The organism is Limibacter armeniacum (genome assembly GCF_036880985.1).
Taxonomy (GTDB): Bacteria; Bacteroidota; Bacteroidia; order Cytophagales; family Flammeovirgaceae; genus Limibacter; species Limibacter armeniacum.
This window is the reverse complement of record NZ_JBAJNO010000001.1, coordinates 325497-351090: the sequence shown is the minus strand read 5'-3', so window position 1 is coordinate 351090 and position 25594 is coordinate 325497. Positions and strand designations below refer to the sequence as shown.

Annotated in this window: 12 protein-coding genes; 2 read left to right on the top strand and 10 right to left on the bottom strand. The window is 42.9% G+C overall.

All coding sequences use genetic code 11. The features are described from left to right. Nucleotides 1–31 precede the first annotated feature (31 nt). The 6 genes from V6R21_RS01120 to V6R21_RS01095 form a co-directional block, all read right to left on the bottom strand. Nucleotides 32–1090: a LamG domain-containing protein gene (locus tag V6R21_RS01120; protein WP_334240108.1), complete on the bottom strand. Its 1059-nt coding sequence runs from the start codon at nucleotides 1088–1090 to the stop codon at nucleotides 32–34. Nucleotides 1091–1102: 12 nt separating this feature from the next. After that, the gene (locus V6R21_RS01115) at nucleotides 1103–4138 is read right to left on the bottom strand and encodes a glycoside hydrolase family 2 TIM barrel-domain containing protein (protein ID WP_334240105.1); all 3036 of its coding nucleotides are present in this window, start codon (nucleotides 4136–4138) and stop codon (nucleotides 1103–1105) included. A 4-nt stretch (nucleotides 4139–4142) separates the two neighbouring features. Further along, the gene (locus V6R21_RS01110) at nucleotides 4143–5408 is read right to left on the bottom strand and encodes a glycoside hydrolase family 117 protein (RefSeq protein ID WP_334240103.1); all 1266 of its coding nucleotides are present in this window, start codon (nucleotides 5406–5408) and stop codon (nucleotides 4143–4145) included. Nucleotides 5409–5496: 88 nt separating this feature from the next. Then, complete coding sequence (locus V6R21_RS01105) at nucleotides 5497–7776, bottom strand: FAD-dependent oxidoreductase (RefSeq protein ID WP_334240101.1); 2280 nt, start codon at nucleotides 7774–7776, stop codon at nucleotides 5497–5499. An 11-nt stretch (nucleotides 7777–7787) separates the two neighbouring features. Then, a complete protein-coding gene (locus V6R21_RS01100) occupies nucleotides 7788–9338 on the bottom strand; it encodes a sodium:solute symporter family protein (RefSeq protein WP_408612965.1) in 1551 nt (516 codons plus the stop codon). 164 nt (nucleotides 9339–9502) lie between these two features. After that, nucleotides 9503–10765, bottom strand: a complete 1263-nt coding sequence (locus V6R21_RS01095; protein ID WP_334240099.1) for a glycoside hydrolase family 16 protein — start codon at nucleotides 10763–10765, stop codon at nucleotides 9503–9505. A gap of 315 nt (nucleotides 10766–11080) precedes the next feature. Between V6R21_RS01095 and V6R21_RS01090 the strand changes: the two genes are divergently transcribed. Further along, on the top strand, nucleotides 11081–12715 hold the full coding sequence (locus tag V6R21_RS01090; protein ID WP_334240097.1) for a sulfatase-like hydrolase/transferase: 1635 nt from the start codon (nucleotides 11081–11083) through the stop codon (nucleotides 12713–12715). 346 nt (nucleotides 12716–13061) lie between these two features. Continuing rightward, entirely contained in the window at nucleotides 13062–14270 is a 1209-nt protein-coding gene (locus tag V6R21_RS01085; protein ID WP_334240095.1) for an Ig-like domain-containing protein, read from the top strand. A gap of 64 nt (nucleotides 14271–14334) precedes the next feature. Here V6R21_RS01085 and V6R21_RS01080 read toward each other — a convergent pair whose 3' ends face one another. The 4 genes from V6R21_RS01080 to V6R21_RS01065 all read right to left on the bottom strand — a co-directional run bounded on the left by V6R21_RS01080 (nucleotide 14335) and on the right by V6R21_RS01065 (nucleotide 25590). Then, nucleotides 14335–15747: a TolC family protein gene (locus V6R21_RS01080; protein ID WP_334240093.1), complete on the bottom strand. Its 1413-nt coding sequence runs from the start codon at nucleotides 15745–15747 to the stop codon at nucleotides 14335–14337. Nucleotides 15748–16039: 292 nt separating this feature from the next. Continuing rightward, entirely contained in the window at nucleotides 16040–19729 is a 3690-nt protein-coding gene (locus tag V6R21_RS01075; protein WP_334240092.1) for a VPS10 domain-containing protein, read from the bottom strand. Nucleotides 19730–19972: 243 nt separating this feature from the next. Then, on the bottom strand, nucleotides 19973–23662 hold the full coding sequence (locus tag V6R21_RS01070) for a VPS10 domain-containing protein (protein ID WP_334240090.1): 3690 nt from the start codon (nucleotides 23660–23662) through the stop codon (nucleotides 19973–19975). Nucleotides 23663–23937: 275 nt separating this feature from the next. Beyond that, a complete protein-coding gene (locus tag V6R21_RS01065) occupies nucleotides 23938–25590 on the bottom strand; it encodes an apiosidase-like domain-containing protein (protein WP_334240088.1) in 1653 nt (550 codons plus the stop codon). Nucleotides 25591–25594 lie beyond the last annotated feature (4 nt).

Sequence of the window (25594 nt, the reverse complement as noted above, 5' to 3'; positions counted from 1 at the left end):
ATTAAAAAAATTGAATTCTTATTTTCATGTTCTACATATCAACCGATTCCTTTTCTGAGAAATCTTTTTTGATCTTTCCGCCACCATTGGGCTTCTCATTTTCCCATGCCCAATCCAAATGCTCTGCACTTTTGTGTCGATAATACCTGAAGAAGTCAAAGTCAAGAGCAAGGTCATTGATCGTGTGAGTGTTCGTCCCTTCATCGATCCTCTTCTGAATATATCTTGCAATGATATTTCCAAGTACCCAAAAGGACGGCTGACGAGCTTTATCACCAATGGTATTCAGGGTGTAGCTGCTTTCAGGGTTCGCTGTATCTTCCTCCACAAAAGCTACTACTCGGTCACCAATATGTGTCCATTTTCCATCAGCCCATTGCCATAGCTTCAGATGTTCAGGTGCGTATTCCAAGCCGATAGTCTGCCACTCGCTGTCGTATTTCTGGGTCACGCCTTTCATGATGCCTTTCTCAGCACCTTGACCGTGTGTGACCACTTTACGCTTTACTCCTTTGCTGTCTACCAATCGAGCAGGGGCATCGCTACTCCAGCCGTTGGCACCATTTTCCCACTCCATAAAATCGATCTCCAACCAGTTTTTTGGTGAAGCGGTTTTTTTCAAATCATCATTGTGATTTGTCAATGCACTCCATACCGAAGGATGCCAAACACTTCCTTTCTCTTTTACGTCCGGCGTATCAAATCCCCGGTATCGGAAGCGTACCACATAAAAACCATAGTAACCAGACGCTTTGCTGACAATGCCTGCCGTCCTCAACGGACCGTCACTTGCCACTCCTTTGATCGACACGTAATGCGTTTCTTTTCCATTGTCTGACTTTTCTGATTCCATTTTCACCAAAGATTCATCTTTGGAAAAATTGGTAATCACAGGACCTCCTGTATCTCTTCTAGTCCACTTTTCGGTATCCAACTTAGCCCCATCAAACTCATCTGAGATGCTATTGTCGAGATAATCCACATAGTGTTTGCTTACCTTTTTGGGCAGTTGCATCGCTGTTTGCGCTGAGGCAAACGGCAGGATTCCGAATAGGAATAATATGCTATTGAGTATCGTTAATTTTCTCATCCTTATGGCTGCTTATTGGTAAATTCTAAATGCCTTGTCTTTGGCTTCCACGATATTGGACCAACCGCTTTTTCCTGTTTCCGTCACTCTCTTGATCTGAAAGAAGAGGGATTTTTCCCCGTTAAGCGGAATGGTAATCATCCCTCGGCTGATGGTTTTCGCGATTTGTTTCAGCTCATCTTTTGAAGTGCCATAGCGGACAACATATCGTACATCATCAGCTTCACCTGAGTAACCTGCCACCAACATATTGTGGCGGATAAATCCATCCCAAACGATAGGTGGTAACAGTTTATTTGTCAGTTTCGTGTTGACCACTTTTGAAGCTTGACTTATTCCTTTGTCATTGACAGCAAAAAGCTCAACCTGAATTTTTTGCTGTGTCTCAAGGCTATCAATATCAATGTAATTGGCGATGGTTTTAGCAGATTCCATGGTCTTACCATCAACCGAGTACCGAACGAAATGCTCCTGCATGCCGTATGCTTTATTGAAAACCACCCGGATAGATTTTTCTCCTGCGATCACCTCCTCAATGACTGGCGCCTGTGGGGCTTCAATTGCGATCGTTTTGTCAAATCGGGTATAGCCATTGGTGGAAACCAACGTCAACTGAATGTCGAATACTTCCCCTTTAAATTTTGACCACTTCAAATCTCCTTTCCACTCTCCATCATTAGGGAGCAGTACAGGCAACTCCTTTTCCATCGTTGAAAGCACCTTCCCTGATTGATCTTTGAAGATCACCTTCAGTTGATAACCTTTCATGGTATAGGAAGGGAAGTCAGTAGCAGAACGGATTGGAATCACTACGGAAGTCTTCCGTCTTTTCAAATCCAGTTTTTCGACCCGAATGTCTTTTACTGGACTATTCTCCTGTTGAAAAGTGGTATAGCTTCTTCTTTTTGTTCGCCATGCATTCACAACACCCCACGCCCTGTTCTCGGACTCCAATGTTTGGCTGTATCCACTTTTGTAATCATTGAATGTCCACATAGAGGCGCCCGTGGTATAAAGGCGTTGATCTCGGATATGGGCATACCAGGCAGGCAATGTTTCGGCTATATCGTTGTCAAGGTCGGGAGTTGTGAAGCGTCCCGCCCCAAACTCAGAGAAAAACGTCGCTTTTTCGGGCCAACGGGCGTGTACAGAATCCATCACCATAGTCGGTTTATTGTGATAGATATTTAGCATGTTGATATCGCCGAATTCCATCGGGTCATTTTCTCTGTTGTCATGCTTTCGGTGACCGGTATTGCTTACACAAGTCACCGCCCGGTAAGCATCAAGGTTTTCTTTAACCCAAGGGATAATCGTTTTTACGTAGTCATAATGGTGACTGAGTTCGTTGCCTACACTCCAACCGACAATAGAAGCATGGTTGACATCACGCTCGATCATTTCGGTCAACCATTGCTTGATCAGCGTATAGTCCGGTTGATAATCGGCTGTAACAAACTCAGGGTTGGTAAGCTCTCTGACATTGACTTCCTCAAAAAGCAAAATACCTTCCCGGTCACAGGCTTCGATCAGTTTCTTATTTTGCGTACCATGCATGATACGCATAAAATTGGCTCCGGCATCTTTCATCAATTTGATATCCAGATCAATGATTTCCTGCGGTTCCGAACTCCCCCAAAAACGGTGGTCACTCACCCGATTGAAACCCGCCAACCGTACTGGCTCGCCGTTCAATAACATCTGAGTATTGGTTATTTCAAACTTCCGAATACCGAAGTTCTCCTTTCTGACATCTAAAACATTTCCTTTTTCGATGACTGAAGATTGTACTTCGTAAAGTTCAGGCATATCAAAATGCCAAAGCTTTACCTGTTCGGCACTTAGCATTCCCGCCAATTCCACTTCGGTTACAGCATTGGCTTTGGCTACCACTCTTTTCTCTAAAGAAAGTAATGTATCCTCTTTAATAACCTTGACGATCAAATCAACTTCTCTATCTGCATTTGCATTATTTTCGATGCGAATTTTATTGGTCAAATGTGCTTCACCAGTTTTTAGATTCGGATCGGCATGCATATACTGATAAGGAATTCGCAGGTCATTATTTTTCACCAAATACACCTCTCGATTAATACCACCCCAATTCCATGTGGCACCTACGATGGAACTGTTATCGGCTTCCACTGCCAATACATTTTTTCCATCGAAATTGAGGTATTCCGTTACATCAAACTCGAAGGGTGTAAAACCTCCCTGATGCTCACCTACATACTGTCCGTTCAAGTAAATCTTTGCGATATGATACACTCCCTCAAACTTTAAGCGAACACGCTCACGGCTACTACTTGTCCATGTTTCTGGAAGTTTGATTTCCTTTCTGTACCAGCCTTTACCTGTGTAATTACTGTACTCGTTGAGCATTCCCCAATGTCCCGGTACAGGCAACGTTTTCCAATTGGCATCCATAAAATCAGATCGAACTACCTTGCTCTTTTGCACTTGTGCATGATCGTATTTCTCCTTAGGTACGGGACGAAGCATGATGGCATCAACCACGACTCCCCCTCCAGAAATAGCGGTAAACTCTACATGGTTTTGGTTCCCTTTTTCCAGCTTGTAGACACCCAGACTCACCCACTTGCTACAGCGGTTTCTCAGGCTATTGTATTTCCGTGTGAGCCCTTCCTGATGCTTTATATTGATTTGTGTGGTCAAATGATGACCAAATGGATAGTAAATAAAATGCTCATAGTAGCCCGACTCAGGTACTTGCGTATTGAAACGGACATTAGTGGTGGTATCTCCTTCAGCAAAGAAATGAGACAGGTAATCAGCTCCCCAAGCATTGGACATGCGAGTAGCCACCGAATCCACCTTCCATTTACCGTTTACCTCCACCAAATCGTGTTGGCTATTATCGATGATAATATCGGTTTCCTTTGGTTTGATCTGTAAATAATTGGAGCCTTCTCCCAAAAGTGTTTTGAACTTCCAGGTTCCGTTGAGGCTTACCGTATCTGCTCCAGATTGAGCAAAAACAGTAAGGCCTACCAGTAGCAGTATGATCGTAGTATTTATCCTTTTCATATTTTTACTGAATCTCTGGTTGCGGGTTTTGCTTAATTCTATGCTTTCCTACACCCTGCTTGAAATATACATCAGGGCTGTGAAACAGGTGTGTTGTTTTAAAGAAAGGCTCATCGTAGTCTAAGCTCAAATCACAATCAAAGCGAGCCAGAATAGAATATCTTTGTTTTGGTGTACCTGCATTGGTAAAATGACACATTCCCCACGTGATTCCTTTACCATATTTGGTATTTGTAAATGCATCAGGTACAAAAGGAGCAGCTGCAATTGGAGGAAGGGATACAGAAGAGGCAACCTCAAAGTTGACCCCATCTTTTGCATACTGAATTGTTTCACGTTCATTGCCATCTTTGAGTACCAAAGTGGCTACACCTTCTTTGTAAGGGAAGTAAGTCGTTTCATGACCTGACTGCATCACTGGGTTTAATGGGTGCTTTTTGAATGGACCAAAAGGACTATCCGCGATGGCTACCCCATGACCAACGGCATAGGTATTCCATTTATCTACCCATTTGTTATAAGCAGCCTTGTAGTACATATAAATCTTACCTTTGTATACAATTGGATGTGGATCTTGTGTTTGGTCCTGATCCCATTCCCCTTTTTTACCTAAAGGAATCATCTCATTCCCTCCTGCTTTCCAAGGTCCATTTGGTGAGTCAGCATAAGACATAGAGATAGGACACCAATCTCCTCTCAAGCCACTAGGCTCATTAAATGCCTGATAATAGAGATAATACTTTCCTTCCCAAACCAAGATATCGGGCGTAGCCACAGAACGCCAGCCCTGATTGGGTTTGGCAGGTCGTGAAACAGCTACGCCTTGTTCTTCCCAAGTAATGCCATCGGCACTTGTCGCATACCAAATATCACTTAAATCCCAATCTGTTGAAGGAATTTCATCAGTCGCTTCTTTAGCCCGCTTTGCTCCGATAGGTACAAACTTAGTGTCCCTTTTGGTGTACCAGATATAGTATTTACCATCTACATATATTGGTCTTGACGGGTCTCTACGTGTAATCGTCCCATCTCCATTGTTATAATCAAAACCTTTTAGTCTGGTATACTTAAACAATGTATACAAGTCATTATCCTGAGCACGGGGTGCAGGGTAGCTAAACATTCGTTCAGTGGCAGCACTCATCGGAAAATCCGGCTTTTCTTCAGGTAACTTATGAGGAAAAACTGTTGTTGCTTTCGCTATTTCTGTCTGGTTTTCGTTTTCTGATCCTGTGTTCGTTGTGGTTTCAGAACAAGAAAAAATGTTCAAAGTGAGTAAAGCCAGTATCAACTTTACGCTTAAGTTATTACAATATGACATGCTCTTTTTATTTCTATTAATAATGATGTTCAACCTATTACAAGCACACAACCTCAAAGATGGCCGCCGGAACGTCTGAGGAAGGATGTTCCGTTTCAATCAAAAGTCCTTTTGTGCTAAAACCTTCTTCAAACTTGAAGGCGTTAATCGTCTGATAGTTATCTGATTGCTGAAAAAGAACCTGACCGTTCAGATCCTTGATCGTATAGTTTTGCAAACAGAAAGGAATCACTTCTTCCGGATGCCCAAACTGTACAGACTCCAGTGCGTGGTCGTAGTCAGTGTCCAAAAACAGGCGAATTTCAGAGAGTGGTTGTTCGCTGTCCCATTCCATTTTCAGGGTTGGTTTTGTATCAGAAAGATCAGCTACCCAAGCATTGGCTGTTCCCCACGGACGGACAAAGCCATTTCCGATGTTGGAGACATCAAATGCTTCAATCGCCGGACTGATCTCCATGGCTATATTTTCCCCTTCAGGGCGGCGCTCCGGAATCCAGAACTCGAACTCATCCACACCGATTCCCTGAGGTGGTGTTTGCTTTCCTTTGTTGGACACCTTATCGTTTTCTCCGTTGAATACGGACAGCACTCCCGTGATTCTCTTTTCACTGCATTTGATTTCAAGGGCAGGATTTGCCATAAACGTCACAAATGCATACTGCTGATCCGCTACTGAGCTTTCAAATTTGAAATCCACCGTTTGCTCTCCCGCTCCCACTTCGATCACCTGAGATTCCAAAATGACTTCAGGCGAGTAGTTTTTATCGTTATGCGATTTTCGAAGCTGAACTTCCAATGTTGTTTTCTCCGAAGCATTGACCTGTACTTTAAATGCGTAAGCTGTATTTGCCTCGAAAGGAAGCAATTGAGCGGATGAGACGTTCAGCTTTTTCCATTTTCCATCAAAAGGAATGGTAGAAAGTGTAAGTGCTGAAGAAGCGGTTACTCTTGCTTGTGTCAGCAGATTGCTTTCCGGTCGGATAGGAATATTTGGAATGCTTTGCCCCGTCAGGTTAAGCTCATTCTGAAGCTTCTTGAGGTTGGTCACTTCCATCAAATCGGCAGGTTGTACCCCTAGTTCTTTACAAACGGCTGCAGCCATCCCGACCGCTTGTGCCCCAACGCCACAAGTCGCCATCACCCGAGTAGAACCGAAAGCGACGTGAGAAGCACTAATGATACGTCCCGCCAAAAGCAGGTTGTCGATCCCCTTGCTGACAAAGCTGCGGTAAGGGATATGATACACCCCTTTTGAGTGCCATTGTGTACAGCCCGAAAGTTCGCTGTAAACCCCATCTGCAGGGTGCAAGTCCAGCGCCCAACCACCATGTGCCACTGCATCTTCAAACTCCGTTTGACCTATCACATCCTGCTGCTTCATCATGTACAGCCCTTCAAAGCGACGACTTTCCCGCTTGCCTGGCACATTTCCGACCCACTCCAGCGTCATGTTGTCTACATCCTCGAAGTTTCCTGAGTTTTTGATGTAGTCCCAAACGCCATAGATCACTTTCCAAAGCTCGTACTTGATCTCCTCGGTTTCGTGGATTGTATCTCGTCTGCCTCCATACTCAAACCACCAAAAGTTACACCCTTTGTGTTCTTTTCGGATGACCCTGAATCGAGGTATTTTTTCAATTTCTTTCAGCGCATACGAAGGTGCCTTGTACTTCACCGGCTCGTCTGTCTTTTTGCTATAAAAATACATGGAGTGCCCCAGCAAATGACCGTACGCCTCATCCGGCGCAAACAATTCACCAAACTCCTCTTTTGCCTCAGCCCCAATACGGAAAGGAGCACCCGCCTGAAAAGCGACGAGTCCGTCCCCTGTCGCATCACAGAAAAGTGGCGCATCGATCTTGTAGTGGGTCGAGTTTTGCGAATTGAAAGCCCAAACTGCTTCGATACTTTTCTCGTCTGCCTTTTGGACGGCAGATACAGCGGTGTTCAGCATCAGGGTGATGTTTTCCTCCTGCATCACCTTATCCAAAAGAATGGTATCAAAGATCACAGCATTCCCTTCCCTGTTTTTGTAAAGGTTTTCGATCAGGATTTCGTCCATCACACCTCCTTCTCTGGACCAACGGTTGTTGTTACCCATGTGGGAAGTGGCACCCAATACCCACAGCCTCACTTCTGAGGAAGCGTTGCCACCCAATACAGGCCTGTCCTGTATCAGGATCGTTTTTACACCTTTTCGTGCGGCTGTAATAGCGGCACAAACACCTGCTATACCACCACCTGCCACTACAAATTCGGCAGAAAGTTGGTTGAGTTTATTTTCACGCTTTTCGCTTGAGAAATTTTCTATAATCATAGTTGAAAGTCTTATTGATAGATTTTTTCAGCTTCTTGAGGCTGACTCACTGATTGGTTTTTGTAAATAATGATCGCTCCGAGTGCAAGCACCACGACGCCCATACCGCCAACCAGCAAAGCGCCGGTTTCAGCTAGTGCGGAAAGTATCAGGATCAGTCCTCCGGTCGAAAGCACACCTACTCCGATTACACGTGCCCCCTTCCTGTTGCCATCGGCATTTTCCTGTTCCTCTCTTTCTTTTTCATTTTGGAGAGACAAGTAATTTTCATACTGACTTGATGAAGTATTTTTTACCTGAAACAGGATTTCGGTAATCGTCAATAAGACGATTGGCAACGTCACTCCCAATGCCATTTCTGCTGCACGGCTTAGGGAAACTTCGATCAGTGAAGGAGCTAAAAACTTGAAGAAGGCATTTACGGCTAACGAAACCAAGGTCACCGCTAGCACAGATTGCCCTGTCTGTTTTTTAGAAAAAAGTGCCCAGATAGGCGGTAAAAACATGGCTCCGCCCGTAAGTGCCGCTAAGCTCATTACCACTTCCACGATACCACCGAGTTTGGGAACCAAAAGCGCAACAATAATCGTAATGACACCCAAAACCACAGTGGCTATTTTTCCGACATAGACCAGTCCTTGATCGCTGGTCTGAGGTCTGAAATGCTTAAAGATATCATTGGTCAAAACGCCAGCGGAGATATTCAGCGTGGTGTTTACCGAGCTAGACGTTGCGAAGATCATCCCTCCCAACATCAATCCCAGCATCCCAACAGGCAATACTTCCTTGCACATGAGCAGGTAAGCGCCCTCATCCGCCAAGCCTTGCAAGTCAGGATTGAGCACTCGGTAAATCATAGGCGGCAGCATCCAAATCACGGGACTTACCGCATACAGTCCGCCAAATAACCAACCTACTTTTTTGGCATCTTTGGCAGTTGAAACACTTGTGTAACGCTGTACATACGCCCAGTTTCCAGCGATAAAGAAGAGATTGTACAGCCCAAAAGCCAACAGGAAATAGGGAGAGTACTCTTCGTTGACGAAGTTGAAGAAGTTCTCCGGTGCGTTCGCTACAAAACCGCTTACACCACCCACCTTACTTAAGGATAAAGGAACGACAATCAGCACTGCAGCGGTCAGCACTACAAATTGGAGTACATCCGTCACGATCACTGCCCACAGTCCTCCAGCAGCGGTGTAAGCCAAAATCAGGATTCCCAAACAAATGATACTCGCATAAATTGGCACTCCTGTGGACACTTCCACAATCTTAGCCACCGGATATAGAAAAGCACCCGTAGTAAACACGGAGATCATCAGGAACAGGTAGGTATAAATCTTTTGCGTTCCGTAGCCCAACCGATCTGTGATGTACTCGGCAGCGGTCAGCGCTCCGGTTTTTTGCCATTTGGGCGCAATCACAAAACCGATGATCAATCCTGAAATACACATGGTCCATTGGATGGCAATCGCGACCCAACCGCTTTGATAGGCCACCGATCCCCAAACCACAAAAGTACCTGCGGAAAAGAAGCTCATAAAAAGGGATAAACCGCTCATCCACCACGGTAGATTACCGCCTGCCGCAAAAAAGGATTTCATGTTTTTGCCTGAGCGGGAGAAGCTCATCCCGCAGAGGAAAACCAACAGGGTAAAGACAAAAATGACCGTTATATCTATCGCATTCATAATATCTTGTATATCTATTTTAAAAAGTCACTCAATTATTTCTTGGTGATTTCGGGATCCAACTTGGTTACTTCCAGGTAATCAAATGTTCCTGAACCTGTCGTGCCGTTCGCTACATCCATCTCAAACTTGAACTCATGGAAACCTACCCGGTCAAACGTTTTTTCGCCTAAGTCAAACGACTTGAATTTGGCTTTCCCCTTCTGGTCTATTTCCTCACCCTGGGCAACTCCGTCAATGCTTAAGTTCCAGGTTCCTTGGGCTTGCTTCTGCGGCAAGTAGCCTAGCTTGATATTGTATTTTCCTTTTTCGGAGATATAGACACGGTAACGTATAAAGTCTCCTTTTTTCGCATTGACAATGTTTTGGCAATACCCGCCTGAAGCCTTTTCAACTTTGGTGTCAAAAATGTCTTTGCCCACAATACTTGTATGCTGAATCAGGTTTTCGCATTCCTTTGTCGTGCTTGCTCTCATGGTTTCCGGCTCATAGAACCTTACCCAGTCAAACTTCTGAATGCCGCTCTCTTTGGGTGATTTGATGCTTAAGCAAGACAGGATAATATTTCTGGCGTCACGCACATAGTCTTCCGGGATCTCGACTGTAGCCACCAGAGAATCATTCTCGTAAAACATGGCTTTCTCGTGTGTCAGCTTCATGCCCCACACGAACCACTCTCCATGCTGGTCGGTGCAGTAGGTTCTTCCCCAGTCATTTTCCTTTACCTTGATCGGAATCTTGCGGTGCTCTCCTCCCGAAACCCAATCGTGCACTCGGATACTCTGCCAAGTGGCATGATTCGGTTCCGTTTCCATAATGTCAATTTCCGAATAGGTTGTAAAAGTTTTCAGGCTGTTGTTTTCCGGATTGGAGTTGGCTCGCTCCAGCCAAAACGCCGGATGCCACAGGGGAGCGTTCAACATCTTGCATCTCGCCTCGAAGTAGCCCTCACGGAAACGCCACTCGCTGATCACACCTCCCCCTTTCTGATTAAAAAAGTCTTTCCCTTCCTTGACTCTATACACTTCCGGGTGTGCCCTAAACTGACCTGCCTGACACACAATATTCAGATTATCATGATCAAGAATCACATTCTCCTGTGCCATAATCGTCATCTGACGGTCGATACCATCTCTATAAAACCACTCCGTTGTATCTAATTGAAACGCATTGAATTCATCTGCCCAAGCCAGTGCATATTCTTTTGGGGCATGGCTATCTTTAGGTTGAAAAGGCTTTTCAACTAGTTTTTGGGCATTAGAGAAGTGAAATGTGCTCAACAATAAAAAAATGAGCATAGGGGTTTTTAAAATTTGCTTGTTCACTTTATTTATTTTTTAAAAGGTTGGTCAGTTCATTTTGTGAGTGAGTACATGCAGCAAAACATCATTACTCACCTGATAATCAACAATTCGATTGATTTTAAAGATAGGTCTTCATCATAGACCTCCCTGAATAGAATAGATAAAATGAAGGGGGCATTTTATCACCAAGATAAAATGTGTAAAAAGTACAGTTTACTCCCCTTAATTGGAGGGAATTATCACCTTGCTACCCTGCAAATGTGTTTACCTTTATCACATAAACATGAAAACAAACAACGCTTGGTAAATATGAAGACTATATTGAGCAGCCTTGTGCTGTGGTGTATCATTGGATTATCATTGGGGCATGCACAAAAGCCCAATATTATCCTGATTTATGCAGATGATATCAGTGCCAGAGAATTGCCAATTTACGGCGCCTCCCAATGGTCACCTGCACCACAAGGTGGTGATACTTCAGACCCGAAATACAGAGCACAAACGCCTGTCTTGGACAAGCTTGCAAATGAGGGTGTTTGGGTCAAAAACACTTGGGCATCCACCATCTGTTCGCCTAGCCGTGCCATGATGATGACAGGTCGTTATGCACATCTTCATAAATGGTGGCACAACAAGGACAAGGGAAAATGGACCAACGAAAAAGGAAGAAAAGAAACTTGGCCTTTGTATGAAAGCTCTCCGTACACCATTGCCCATATAGCGAAAGCAGGTGGATACGCTACTTATTGGGCAGGTAAAACACAGATGTCTGGTGTCGAAAACTTCGGATTTGATGAAGCAGTTTTCACACCTGGGGAAATACAATCCAAAAGTGATGAAAATCCATACACCGACTTTAAGATCATCTCAAAAAAGCAAAATGGTAAGAAGGTACTGATCAATGAAGATACAGGCGATAAAGTGGATTACTACCAGCAATACGGGTGGTACTGGCAACCTCATGTACAGCTAATGAACCATCCAGATGCCAAGCAACAGTTTGAATGGTGGCCGAACACCCCTGAATCCCGTCAATCGTATGGCTTGAACACTTACGGTCCTGATGTGGAACTAGATTTCATCTTTGACTTTATGAAAAGAAAGCAGAAAGATGAACAGCCATTCTTCATCTACCATACCACACACCTAGGTCACGACGGCTGGGATTTCTTCAGTTCCGAAACTGACAAGGATAAAAGGGAAAAATGGCCTGGCACTCCTAAGATCAAATGGGAAAATGGACAATACACCAAAACTCAACCTCATATCACAGGTGATGCAGGACAATACGATACGCATGGAACAGTAACAGAAGGTGGTATCCATAACCATATTAATTATCTTGATTATCAAGTATGGCAATACATGAAGAAACTGAAAGAACTGGGTATTGAGGACAACACCATTCTGATTTTCTGTGCAGACAACGGTACCAGCGGCTATGGAAAGAATGTCCCTGTTTCACAGAAAGGAGTGCATGTTCCGCTGATTATCTATGCGCCATGCCTGAATATGAGCAAGCAAGGTGAGCAGGATATTCTAGCCAATATCTCTGATGTACTACCTACTATCGTGGATATAGTGGGGATAAAGGTGCCTGAAAGTTATGAGCTGAATGGTGAAAGCCTACTGACTTACCTGACAACCGATCAGAAAGAACACCGTGAGTGGATCTACTCCTATCATCAGGAGAAGCAGTTGATCAGGGGCAAAAATGTGATGATAGACGGAAAAGGCAATTATTACAATACCGCCAAAACACCTAAGGACCTGATCTCCTACCCGAAAATCACAGATTGGAGCAAAGTGTCAGAAGCGCACAGGAAAGAAAAGAAAATGCTGGAAGCCATTATGCCACAGTTTGACCTTCATGCAACAGAACATGATGCACCAGCTAGCGGAATTGGAAGAATGAAAAAACTTAAGCAAGTGGAAAAACAATAGCAACCCAATTTCTTCTATTAAAGGCATGGATCATTTAAGATGGTTCATGCCTTTTCTCTTATCAGCTATTCATAGATAATCATGTTTATCACAAATAGATTTTCAGAGGATAAATTCCTGAGCGATACAAATTTTGGGTATTTCTATTGGGAGAGTATTTACCCCTCTTATTAGCATGAATTTTATCTCCACTATCTGTCATAATAGTGATTGTTTTACTCCAATTCAATATGAGTTATATACCAATAAATAATTGGAAAAGAGAATAGAAATGATGAAGAAAATCAAACGAGTTTTACCTAAAAGCTCTTTTAGGCTAGTTTTTTTAGCCTTGACCATAAGTTTTATGAGTTGTGGAAGAGAAAGCGATGAGACGGCACAACCTAACGATCAGCCAAAAGCTTCTGACAATACCTTGACAGTACTGGAAAACAGTAATGCTGGTTCTGACAATCAGATTGATGTATCCGAAAATGACAAAATCGGGAATGATGGCGGAGCAGAAGACAACTACAACCTAGCAACAATTGCTCTCAATGGTATCGTAACTGAGATCAAGGACGGCATATTTGAATACATTCCGAATGCTGATTTCAGTGGTTCAGATAGTTTCACCTATACTTTATCGGATAAAGATGGTGATCAGGATAATGCCAAAGTAAGTGTGACAGTAACTCCTGTTGAGGATGGTTTGACTGCTGAAGACTTTGAAAATATTGACCCTACCCTACCTTCATTTGTATCTTTGGATAATACCACACCGGAAGGAAAAAAATGGGTGAAATTTGAAGAGATGTCAGATGAGTTTGAGACTTGGGATGGGACAAAATGGTTTAAGTCAACTTGGAATTATCCGGCACCTGTATTCATGTCAAAATCAGCTGATAATTCAGGTGTAACGGATGGGCACCTTTGGATCAGGGCTACCCTGAATGAAAGCAATGTGGAAGACAGATGGTTTCAGACAGCCCGCATCCATTCCCGTACCAAAACAAGTTATCCTATGTACACAGAGGCTAGGGTGAAAGCCGCTTATATTTCTGCATTTACAACCTATTGGCTGAACAATGGCAATTCAACAGACAGAGATGAGATTGATATTATTGAAAACAATCCGAAACCATCCTGCGATTGCCAACCTGATTTTCCATTGCGTATGAATTCACAGTATTTTCATGCTGATGCCAATGAACAACCTGTTGTGATCAGAGATGAGGATAATTACATGAATACCAACTTATCGGATGCTAATCCTTTGAAAGGTGTCAAATGGAATGATGATTACCATACTTTTGGCGTCTGGTGGAAAGATGAGAAACATATTCAGTTTTACCTGGATGGCGAGCCTGCTGGCAGTGTGGAAGTCGGGCATGACCGTTCTGGGCAAACGTACGAAAACCGTTACTTTACCAGAGATTTGGAAATCATCTTTGACCTATGGACCAATGAGGCAAACTGGTTGGGTGGATTACCAGAAAAAACTGAATTGAGTAATGCCATCAACAGTACCATGCTTGTGGACTGGGTTAGAACTTGGAAACTGGAAGACAAGTAAGTCCTAAAGGCAGCTTCCATCGATTGGAGGCTGCCTTTCATTGTTATTTTATAGGAAGTATAAATTACAGACTGGTCATATCCCTATTGGCTTCAAAATCATACAGGGTTTTCATACGAAGGTCATAGTAGGCCATCCAATAACCTTTTAGTGCCTTGACATACTCTCTTGTGGCCATATCTTTTTCCTGTAAGGCCATATCGTAATCTGTAGAGGAAATTTTTTGGTTTACATACTGCCATTTAGCAATTCGAAACCTTTTAGAAGCTATCTCATTGGCTTTTTTAGTAATCTTAACCTTACTAATCAACACTGGAAACTGACTGACTAGCACTACAATTTCCTGCTCAAACTTTATTCGATCCTGCTCCACACTACTCTCTACCAATTTTTGATTAGCAATTGCGGTCTGAAGATTGGCTTTTCTTCTTCCAAAATCAGCTACTGGAATCTTAAACCCTAGTTTTAATCGCTGCTGATCTTGTGGATCCTGATATATACCTTCAAGATAATCCGACTGTTGTGTAAGTCCAAAGCTAGCCGATAAGTAAAGATCCAAGTTGCTCTCAGCTTTTGCTTTTGCCACATCTCTTTCCGCTTCAATCTTACGGCGCTTAAAACTCAAAAACCGTTGTCTATTCCGCTTAGCATACTTAACTGCTTGACCAGAATTGATTTCAAACTCAGGAATCGATTCTGGGATTGATAGTTTAAAATCATCTTCAGATTCAGGCAGTCCTATAAATGTTTTCAGGTTTAGCATGGCATTATCCGCATTCAGTCTGGCTGAGGCCACATCTCGTTGTGCTTTCATTATATTGAGTTCCATCTGAAGCTGGTCACTCTCAGAAAGCCGTTGTTTTTTCGCCTTCTTATCTCTAATATTCTGACTGTTTTTAAGGTTTTTATCTGCAATTCGGTAGTTGATTTGTTGAATCATCAGATTGAAGTAAAGATCGGTTGCTTTCCAAGCTACCCACTCCATTTCTTCATAATAAGACTTCTTGGCTTCCTCCAGACGAATAGGTTCTATTTTCTTACTCCATTTCAGCCAGTTATAAGTGAATATAGGCTGGTTAAACCCAATACTCAACGGCTGTCCCGAATAAGAAGTAGTTCCCCCATTTGTTTCATCAGACATGTTATCAATCCTATTGATTCTGGATTCCAAATAAATTTGACCTCCTGTTGCAGCAATGGTTTGGTTAAGACTTAGTCTTAGAAAGGAATTAGCATATTTACGAGCTATAAATTTCTGGGTTCCATCTGGCTGTGTAACAGGGTCTATAGATCTACTAAAGTCAGGCAGTGCTCCATTGAGTGAAAGCTGAGGATAAAAATTGGATTTAAACTTCATGTAGTTTCCTAGCCTATTGTCTTTCCTGTTTTCTGCCTGTTGAGCAGACAATGAGTTATCACGAGCAAGCATGATAATTTCATCCAGAGAAAGTTCTGACTGAGCTATACAATTTTCCATGCATACAACTGGTATCAACAATACAAAAACTGCAACGAGAAATGATAAGTGAATAAACTTGCACATAGTAAATTTAAAAGACTGAGAAATATGGAAGATAGTGCTAGCAATAAGGTCATTGATTTAAAATGACTAAAAGAATATTCTAATCTGTAAAACAGATGATCGAAAGAGATGATAATGTTAAAAAAAGATATCCATTGTCAAGTATCCAATAGTGAAAGGTGTAAAATGAATGGTCATATCCATTTTACACCCTCTTTTTAGGTAAATAAAAGTACCCTATGGAAACCTATTCTTTAATCAGAATGGTCTTTCTGGTCATATATTCACCATCAATAATATTGATGATATAAACACCACCATGGAGGGCTGAAACATCTATTTGAGGTTGTGTAATATTGCCTGATATCACTGGTTCTCCATGTATGCTATAAATTCTAAAACTAGCATCCGGAGTAACTCCCGAAACATTGATATAACCTTCTGTTACAGGATTTGGATACAATAGAACACCCGTCTTTTTATTATTAGGCTTAATCCCTAAAATATCTTTTTTATCCCAATCAGGATCTGTTGAACCAGTATCATCAGTTGTGATTTCAGCTCTGAACCAGCCACTGCCCCATCCGGCACAACAAAGCACTTTTTCATCTTCTGGATCAGGCTTTACATCCACTATCTTGTCGGGCTGCCCTAATCCATTATTGACTTTTATCCAGCTTTCACCACCATCCTGAGACAGATAAATACCTGGGTTCTTGAAGTTATCGACCATTGTAGGGACTTGAGCTGGTACTGATAGCACTATAATATCCGGATTGACAGGTGAAACCTCCGTTTGCCATACGTATGGTGCCTTGAATATTTTTTCCCATGAAATGCCATTATCTCTACTTCTCCATACACCTCCAGCAAAAGACGCTCCCGCCCTTGAGCCACAGGAAATATAGATATGCTTGGTATTACGGTCTATAAATACATTATTGACAGATTTGATCTCAGAAGGAATCGTAACCTGACTCCAGGTAACCGTTTTATCTGTAGAGATATACAAACCTCCCGGATCATTGTTACCAAACTGATTCAGTGCTGCATAAAATACACTTGGATCATCAGGATGCATGGCTATTCGTCTTACACTTGCTTTCTCCGGCATTCCTGTCGTGCTTACCTGCCAAGTATAACCACCGTCTGATGAACGGTATACACCATACTCACCTTTGGTCAATGGCTGACTAGTGCCACCACTTACCTCTGAAATGGTTCTGTAAGTGGAACAGAAGTACATGTTCTCAGGATTTTCAGGGTCAATGGTCAGAGAGTTCTGAGGTGCCAGATTTTCCCAGCTATTGTTTGCAGCCTCAAAAATGGTCGCAATATTTTCCCAAGTCTGTCCGCCATCTGTTGTCCGGCGAAGTTTGCCTCTGTGCTCCTGTCTCCAGCTTAATATATAAATTGTATTAGGGTCATTAGGATGTACAGCAACAGTAGACACCGAGTGTGCTGCATGGTTTCCACTATGGTCATGTACCTGTCCTTCAATCTGTTTTACTGCCATTGCTCCTTGGTCAGAATAGCTTCCTAGTTCAGCTGATTGCCACAAACCGTGCTCTCCGCTACAGAACAGCTTACGACCTGAAATACCTGTTTCCAATAGCATAAACCTACCTGGTAAGTTGCTATTGCCTCTTCCAACCCATGCATTGCTACCGGGTGCAGTTTCATCATCATCAATCTGCTGCCAGCTTTCTCCCTTATCTGTTGAATGGAATGTTTGCTGATCTACCCCAATAATTAACTCACCTGCTGCATTGACCGCCATGATACGAGTACCTGAAAGCTCATTCTGATTATCCATGTAGACTTGCATATGCGAAAACTGCATATTTGTTCCTGTAGGATTACCTTTTGATTCCCAATAGGCTTTGTCTTTTTCAGCAAGCCAGTAAGCACCATTTCGGGCACATGCCGTCCAAGTCTCTCCTCCATCCGTTGTTTTCCAAACCTCTCCCGGTCCGAAACCCCTATCGTGTTTCTTGTTATGGGAGATATAGATCTCATTGCTGTTTTTCGGATTGACCATGATTCGGTTATAGACCGACAGCGCCTGTGATGGAAATTCAGAATAAGTACTTTTGAATGCTGACTTGGACATACCCAACCAATGTGATACCGCTCTCTGATAACCATCCCTTACAAAGTAATCCGCAATCACGGTCAGGTCAATGCCTAGATTTCCTGTGATACTGGTCCAGTTCTGACCGCCATCTTCACTTCTGAATACCCCACCTTTGGAGATAATGCCAGCGCCATTTGGCTCATAAACTGTCTGATCAACTGTGTACAGGATAAACTTCTTGTTCTTTTCATTATAAAAAGAAGTCAGGTCGCGTGGCAAATTATTTGGAAGCCCATTACCCCCAGTTGTCCAATTTTCTCCTCCATCGGAGCTAACGAACATACCGTGACTGGTTGCCATAGCCATATTGTCTGGATTGTTAGGATCAAAGATAATTTTCGCCACATCCAAATCAGGAGAAATATTAGTGGCTACTTTTGTCCATGTGGCTCCTTTGTCCGTTGTTTTCCATACGTAACCATAATCACCTGTCGGGTGCTTGATACCATGTGGTTGTGCCAATGTCTTATGGTTGAATTTGACATTCCAGAAATCACCGGCTCCTACAAACCAAATGTTGTCATTGGTGGGGTGAATCGCCAATTCAGCATGTCTGCCTCCTACATCCATCAGGTATGACCATGATCTGCCCCTGTCGTGCGATTCATACAATTGACCTTCCCAATCCAATGCCACGGCATAGTCCAAATCCTGCAATGAAAATTCAATATCCAATACACGGCGCATATCCAAACCGTTACCGTCACTGTCCTTAACGGTTTGCCAAGTTGCGCCTCCATCCCATGTGCCATAAGTGACATGCATATCCGGTCCCAAGAACATTACATCCTTATCTGTCGGGTGACACCAGATTTCTTCACAATAGCCTGACATTCCTGGACCAAAGTTTTTCCATGCTACACTTGGATCAGATTCCATTCTTTCCCTCTCAATGGTATCAAAAAACCTGGTTATTTCACCCAACAAATGGTTTTTCAGGATGGCATAACCCAATGTTGGTTCCATTACCCATTTTAATCCAAAATCAAAAGTGGCGTAACTGCTCGCTTCTGCCAAGGCTGCTTCATCCAATCCTGTTGCATACTCATCCGAAGCACCTGTCGCCAAAGCATAATAGGCATTGGTGGGTGGTATTCCGTTTTTAGCGTTGTTATTAGGGTCATTCAGTACCGTTACAATAGCAGGGTTACCGTTAGTAATGGTACCATAAAAAACAACCCGATCAATAATGTTCGGTCCTCTTGTTGTTCCTACAATACCACCTGATCCCCAAGAAGCATTGATATCCACGGAACTGAAACAGTCTTGTACGAAAGAGGTTTCCGCATTCCAAATAACGCCTACAATACCTCCAGCCCAACCAGCTGCTCCTACATCAATCGAACCTCCTTTGGTATAGCAACTTGTGATTGCGCCACCGGCCATGTAACCAGCAAATCCACCTACTCTCGGAATACCAGGCACAGTGATATTGATATTCTCAATGCCAAGGTTATTGACAGTGCCTTTGAACGATCCGAAAAGCCCCACACCATCATTGGCTGCTCTTGCTGTCACTGCCAAGTTATTGATTACCTTATTGTTACCATCAAAAACACCTGTAAAAAGCGTGCTGATAGTACCAATTGGGAGCAATGTGTGACCCGTCATATCGAGGTCATTCATCAGCCTAAAATATTTGCCAGACCAGTCAGCAGATGTGTTACTCAGCGCCACCAGATGTTCTGGTTCGGTGATCAGGTACGGGTTTGCACCTGACCCATCGCCTCCTCCGTATTGTGCTACAGCTTTCAGCTGTACCAATATGAGCAGAAGCAAGAAGGTAATTCTCTTTTGCATAAAGTTATTAGTAGAAGTATGAGACATTCATTTTCAGTGTAATACTAACTTCTACCAAAGCTTTACCTGACAAAAAGGTGTTGATTTTACGGTTATAAATTAAAGCTAAAATACCACCCCTCTATTTTTAATAATTACTACCCTTTTAAGTACTGTATTCATGCATGTAAACACTAAAAGACAAACCCTCTTTTATAGGTTGCTATAAAAGAGGGTCTTAAAATATCAGACTAGAAGTTCCTGTTACTTCTTAATTAATACCTTTTGAGAAATAGATTTTTGACTATCTGATATATGAATAATATAGAATCCTGAAATAAGTTGATTCACTTCTATTTGCGATGCGGTAATTGTACCAGATGCCACAACTTGTCCATTGATATTGAGAATGGTATAGTGAGCATCAGGCTCAAGTCCCACCACTTTCAAATTACCATCAGTTATTGGATTAGGATATAGCTGTACTTTATTGACCAGATCAACTTCTTTATTCAGCACCAAATCCTGACTGCCCGCAATTCGGCTTGAGGCACCACCTAAATTCTGAATAGCAGTCTTGAACCATCCGCTTCCCCATCCAGCACACCAAAGCAGGTTTTCATCCTCAGGGTCAGGCTTGGCATCCACCATCTTATCGGGCTGACCAATTCCTTTGTTAATCTTTGCCCAGCTGACACCCCCATCTTGGGAAAGATATATACCCGGATTTTTAAAATTGTCTATATAATTAGGGGTCTGGGCTGGCACCGAAATAACAATAATATTTGGATTCGCTGGTGAAACTTCCGTCTGCCATACGTAAGGCGCCCTAAAAATTTTCTCCCATGAGACGCCATCATCCTTACTTCTCCACACCCCTCCGTCATATAATGCACCAGATCTTGCTCCGCAAGAAATGTAGAGGTATTTGGTATTCCGGTCTATAAACACATTGTTTACTGACTTGATTTCTGAAGGTATCATTACTTGACTCCAAGTCACGGTTTTATCAGTAGAGATATACAATCCTCCAGGGTCATTGTTTCCAAACTGATTGAGTGCAGCATAAAAAACACTAGGGTTATCAGGATGCATGGCGATTCTTCTAACGCTGGCATTTTGTGGAAATCCTGTTGTACTAACATTCCAAGTGAATCCACCGTCCGATGAGCGGTACACCCCATAAGCTCCTTTGGTCAATGCAGGGCTTGTTCCTCCGCTTATTTCCGAAATAGTTTTATAAATGGAACAGAAGTACATATTGTTAGGCGTGACAGGATCGATAGTTAAGGAATATTGAGGAGCCAATCCTTCCCATTCATTGTTATTGGCTTCAAAAATGGTGGCAATGTTTTGCCAGGTCTGTCCACCATCTGTCGTTCGACGAAGTTTCCCTCTATGCTCCTGTCTCCAGCTGAGCATATAGATTTTGTTGGGATTGTTGGGATGTACTGCCACTGTCGAAACAGAATGTGCTGCAACATTACCGCTATTGTCATGTACCTGTCCTTCTATCTGTTCAACAGCCATAGCATTCGGATCAGGATAACTTCCCAAACTTGCCGATTGCCATAGTCCGTGCTCCCCACTACAGAACAGTTTCCGTCCGGTAACACCGGTCTCCAAAAGCATAAACCTGCCTGGAAGGTTACTATCTCCACGTCCTATCCACCTGTTACTACCTAATGCCGTTTCGTCGTCATCAATCTGTTGCCAGCTTACGCCCTTGTCAGTTGATCGTAATGTTTGCTGGTCTACGCCAATAATCAGTTCTCCGCCGGCATTGATTTCCATCATACGGGTTCCAGATCCTTCACTTTCTTCATCCATATAGTCCTGCAAATGGGCAAACTCCATATTGGTTCCGATATCATTCCCTTTTGCCTGCCAGTAAGCTTTATCCGTCTCATTTATCCAATAAGCACCGTTTCGGGCACAGGCCGTCCATGTATTACCTCCATCTAAAGTTTTCCACACATCTCCAGGTCCAAAACCCTTATCGTGTTTCTTGTTATGGGAGATATAAATTTCATTCCTGTTGTATGGGTTAATCACTATTCGATTATAGACAGAAAGTGCCTGACTAGGATAGGTGGTATAGGTACTAGTAGATGTGGATTTAGAGATACCCAACCAATGTGAAACGGTCTTATGATATCGATCCCTCACATTGTAGTTAGTGATAACTGAAAGATCAATCCCTAAATTACCTGTGATATTAATCCAGTTTAGCCCCCCATCATCACTTCTGTACACCCCACCTTTGGATATTATGCTAGTTCCATTTGGTTCATATACCGTCTGTTCCACTGCATACAACTTATACTTTTGTGTGTTCGAATTATAAAAAGAGGTCATATCCCTAGGCAAGTTATTGGGCAATCCGTTTCCTCCAGCTACCCAGTTATTTCCCCCATTGCTGCTTACATAGATGCCATGACTGGTTGCCATTGCCATACTATCTGGATTATGTGGATTGAACAGGATTTTGGCTACATCCAAATCAGGTGAAATATTGGTTGCTACTTTTGTCCACGAAGTTCCCTTATTGGTTGTTTTCCAGACATAGCCATAATCAGCAGTCGAATGTTTAATTCCATGGGGTTGAGCCAATGTTTTGTGATTGTCTTTAACATTCCAAAAGTCTCCCGCTCCTACAAACCAGATATTGTCATTGTTGGGATGTATTGCCAACTCAGTATGCCTTCCTCCCACATCTGTCAAGAAACTCCATGTTTTTCCTCTATCATTTGATTCATAGAGTTGTCCTTCCCAATCCAATGCCACTGCATAATCCAGGTTCTGCAACGAAAACTCTATGTCCAGCACACGACGCATGTCCATACCATTTCCATCACTATCCTTAATGGTTTGCCAGGTTGCTCCTCCATCCCAAGTGCCATAAGTCACATGCATATCCGGACCTAAAAACATAATATTTTTATCCGTTGGGTGGCACCAGACTTCCTCACAATAACCCGACATACCCGGACCGAAATTCTTCCATTCTATGTTTTGGTCAGAGACCACCCGTTGATTTTCTATATTGTCGAAAAATTGGGAATTCAAGTCAGGTAGGAATCCTTTCAAAACCGCATATTCCAATTCAGGTTGAATCATCCAGTCATTGGTGAAATCAAAGGTTGAATAACTGCCTTCAACAGCCAAATTTGTGGTGTTCAGTGAAGTTGCATTTGTATCAGAAGCGCCTGTAGAAACAGCGAAATAAGCCTTTGTAGGAACAATACCATTTTTATTGTTATCAGCAGGGTCATTCTGAACCGTGGTGATCGCAGGGTTGTTGGTAATTGTTCCATAAAAAACTACTCGTTTGATGATATTTGGTCCACGTGTTGCACCAACAATTCCGCCCGAACCCCAACTTGCCGTAATGGCGACAGAACTGTAACAGTCTTTGACATACGAGACATCGGCATTCCACATAACGCCCACAATACCGCCTGCCCAACCACCATTGCCTACATCAATGCTTCCTCCTTTTGTATAACAGTCTGTTACGGTGCCACCTGTCATGTACCCTACAATTCCTCCCACCTTGGATATACCGAAGGCATTGATACTGATATTTTCAATTCCGAGGTTGTTGACATATCCTTTGAACGTACCAAATAAACCCGTTCCGTCTGCTGAAGTGCCTGCAGTAACCGTAAGATTAGTGATTACCTTATGATTCCCGTCAAAAGTGCCATTAAACAGCTGAGCAGCATTACCTATTGGTGTAAATGTCTTACCCGCCATGTTGATATCATTAGACAGCTTGAAGTATTTACCAGTCCAATCACTAGGCGTTGTATTCAGTGTTACAAGATGGTTCGCCGTTTTTATCAAGTAAGGGTTTTGGCTTGTGCCACTTCCTCCTCCATATTGTGCAGCTGCGTGGAACTGCCACAATACAAATAGCACAAAGAGTGTGATTTGTTTTGAATCAAACATATTAAACGTGTTGTTAAATAGTGAATAGTTCCCAGTTAGGGTTATTTAAGTGATGACATCATGTAACAATACTGTTCAGTAAGGTAGGTTTCTGTCTATTCTAAGCTCAGTTGGGGGGAGTGTGAAAATTACAACTCAGAGTAGTGATCACGAATAATTTATCATGATCAAGTCAGTTGCTCATCATAAACTATCCGTGATTTTATTTGATGTGTAAATAGTCGTCAATCGATAGATATCATACAGCTCAAGTTATTAAGCTAAACGGCATTGTTTCATAGATCTGTTGGCGTCAGGTTCTTGATAATCAGGATAGCATCTGCTTCTCCTTTCCATGGGCGATCGCTCCAGAAGTCAAAAGGTGCATCATCATATTTTACCTCATCGGTCAGTTCACCCGTCAGCGTATTGAACCACTGCTGTGTCGCCTGCTCATAAGTGAAATTCTTTTTGATGGCATTCTTGGTGCCTATCCACTGATTTTCTTTTGGCGTGTACATCAGCATAATCCCGTCCTTCTTGTTGGTCAGGTTAAAGCCACTTGAATTGTGCCATGATATAGGCTCACAATTTTCGAAATGCACTGTCTCAAACAGCTTTCTCATATGCTTGAAATACTCAAAATGCGGTTTGCTGAAACTTTCCGACTGCTCAAACGGGTTATGGATCACCACATTCCATGCAGCGCCTTGCCAATAATAGGTCGTGTAGCCGCCCGCAAAAAGACACTGGTAATTTCTTCTCAAACAGGCTTCCGCATTGACATAGGCGCCGGGGAACACCACATAAGGAGACTCCTCATAACCGCCATGCTCAATATTGAAAATGGGTTTATGTGGGAATGCTTTTCTTGCTTCCAACATATTCTGATAAAGCGTGTGCTGCCAGTTTTGCATGGAGATAAAATCCACCTGCTCAGGGTTGTTCTTGCAGAAGCCAAAATCGTGAACGGAGATCAAGCGACCATAAGCATCCAGCTTTTTGGCACGCTCAATCCGCTCCAGAATATATTCATTGGTCGCCCTTCCGTAAAGCAATGCTTCCTTGGAAACATCCCACACAATATTGGGAAATGCCTGATAGCGCTTGATGACATAATCATAGTAACGGTTATCGGCTTCCGTGTTCATGTCAGGCCATGAGACCAGCTTGTTCCAGACATAGATCATCAGGTGGCTGACCAATTCCTGATCATGCATTTCGGCAATGACCTTATCGAAATGCTTGAAAAAATCGATGTTCAGAGCGCTGTAATCAGGGTTGGCGTTGGAGCCGAGGAAAGGGTAAATATCTTCACGCCCTCCGTACTCATGTTCGGGATGTGCTTCCAGCTTTTTGTCCTTCTGCCATTTGACGTCATAAGAATACACGTTCATTACGACCTGATTGAATCCATTCTGATTCAATAGCGAAAGCAGGTGTTTCGTCTTTGGGATATCCTGCTGTCCATAGTCCAAGGCAAATAACCAATCGCATTCAAAAGCCAGATTGAAATAATGTGAGCCATCCTCATAGAACAGGTGCTGTGGATTTTCCTTATTCAGGACTACCCCTCCATGGCGGTTTTCCTTTTGATTTTCCGTAATAATGAACTTCCCATTCTCTCCATTCAGCTCCTTTATTTCGGATGAAATGGTAAATGATTTCTCGCCAACCGATGCGCTTGAATAGCGGAAAACCCATTCGCTGTTTCCATTGTAGAACAGCGGTATTTTCTGATTTCCCTCTTCGCTTTGAACTAAAGCAAAAACCTCTTTTTCAAATGGTTGGCTTACGGTTTTCTTAGCCTTAAACACTACATCGTTCACTTCCCATTGCGCAAGGGTGATAGGTTTGTTGGCTTTAGGTGATTGCCAAGTTTTTACCTGAGCCAATCCTACCTGCAGCAGGATAAGCATTAGAAAAGCGGTACAATATATTTTTCTCATGGCT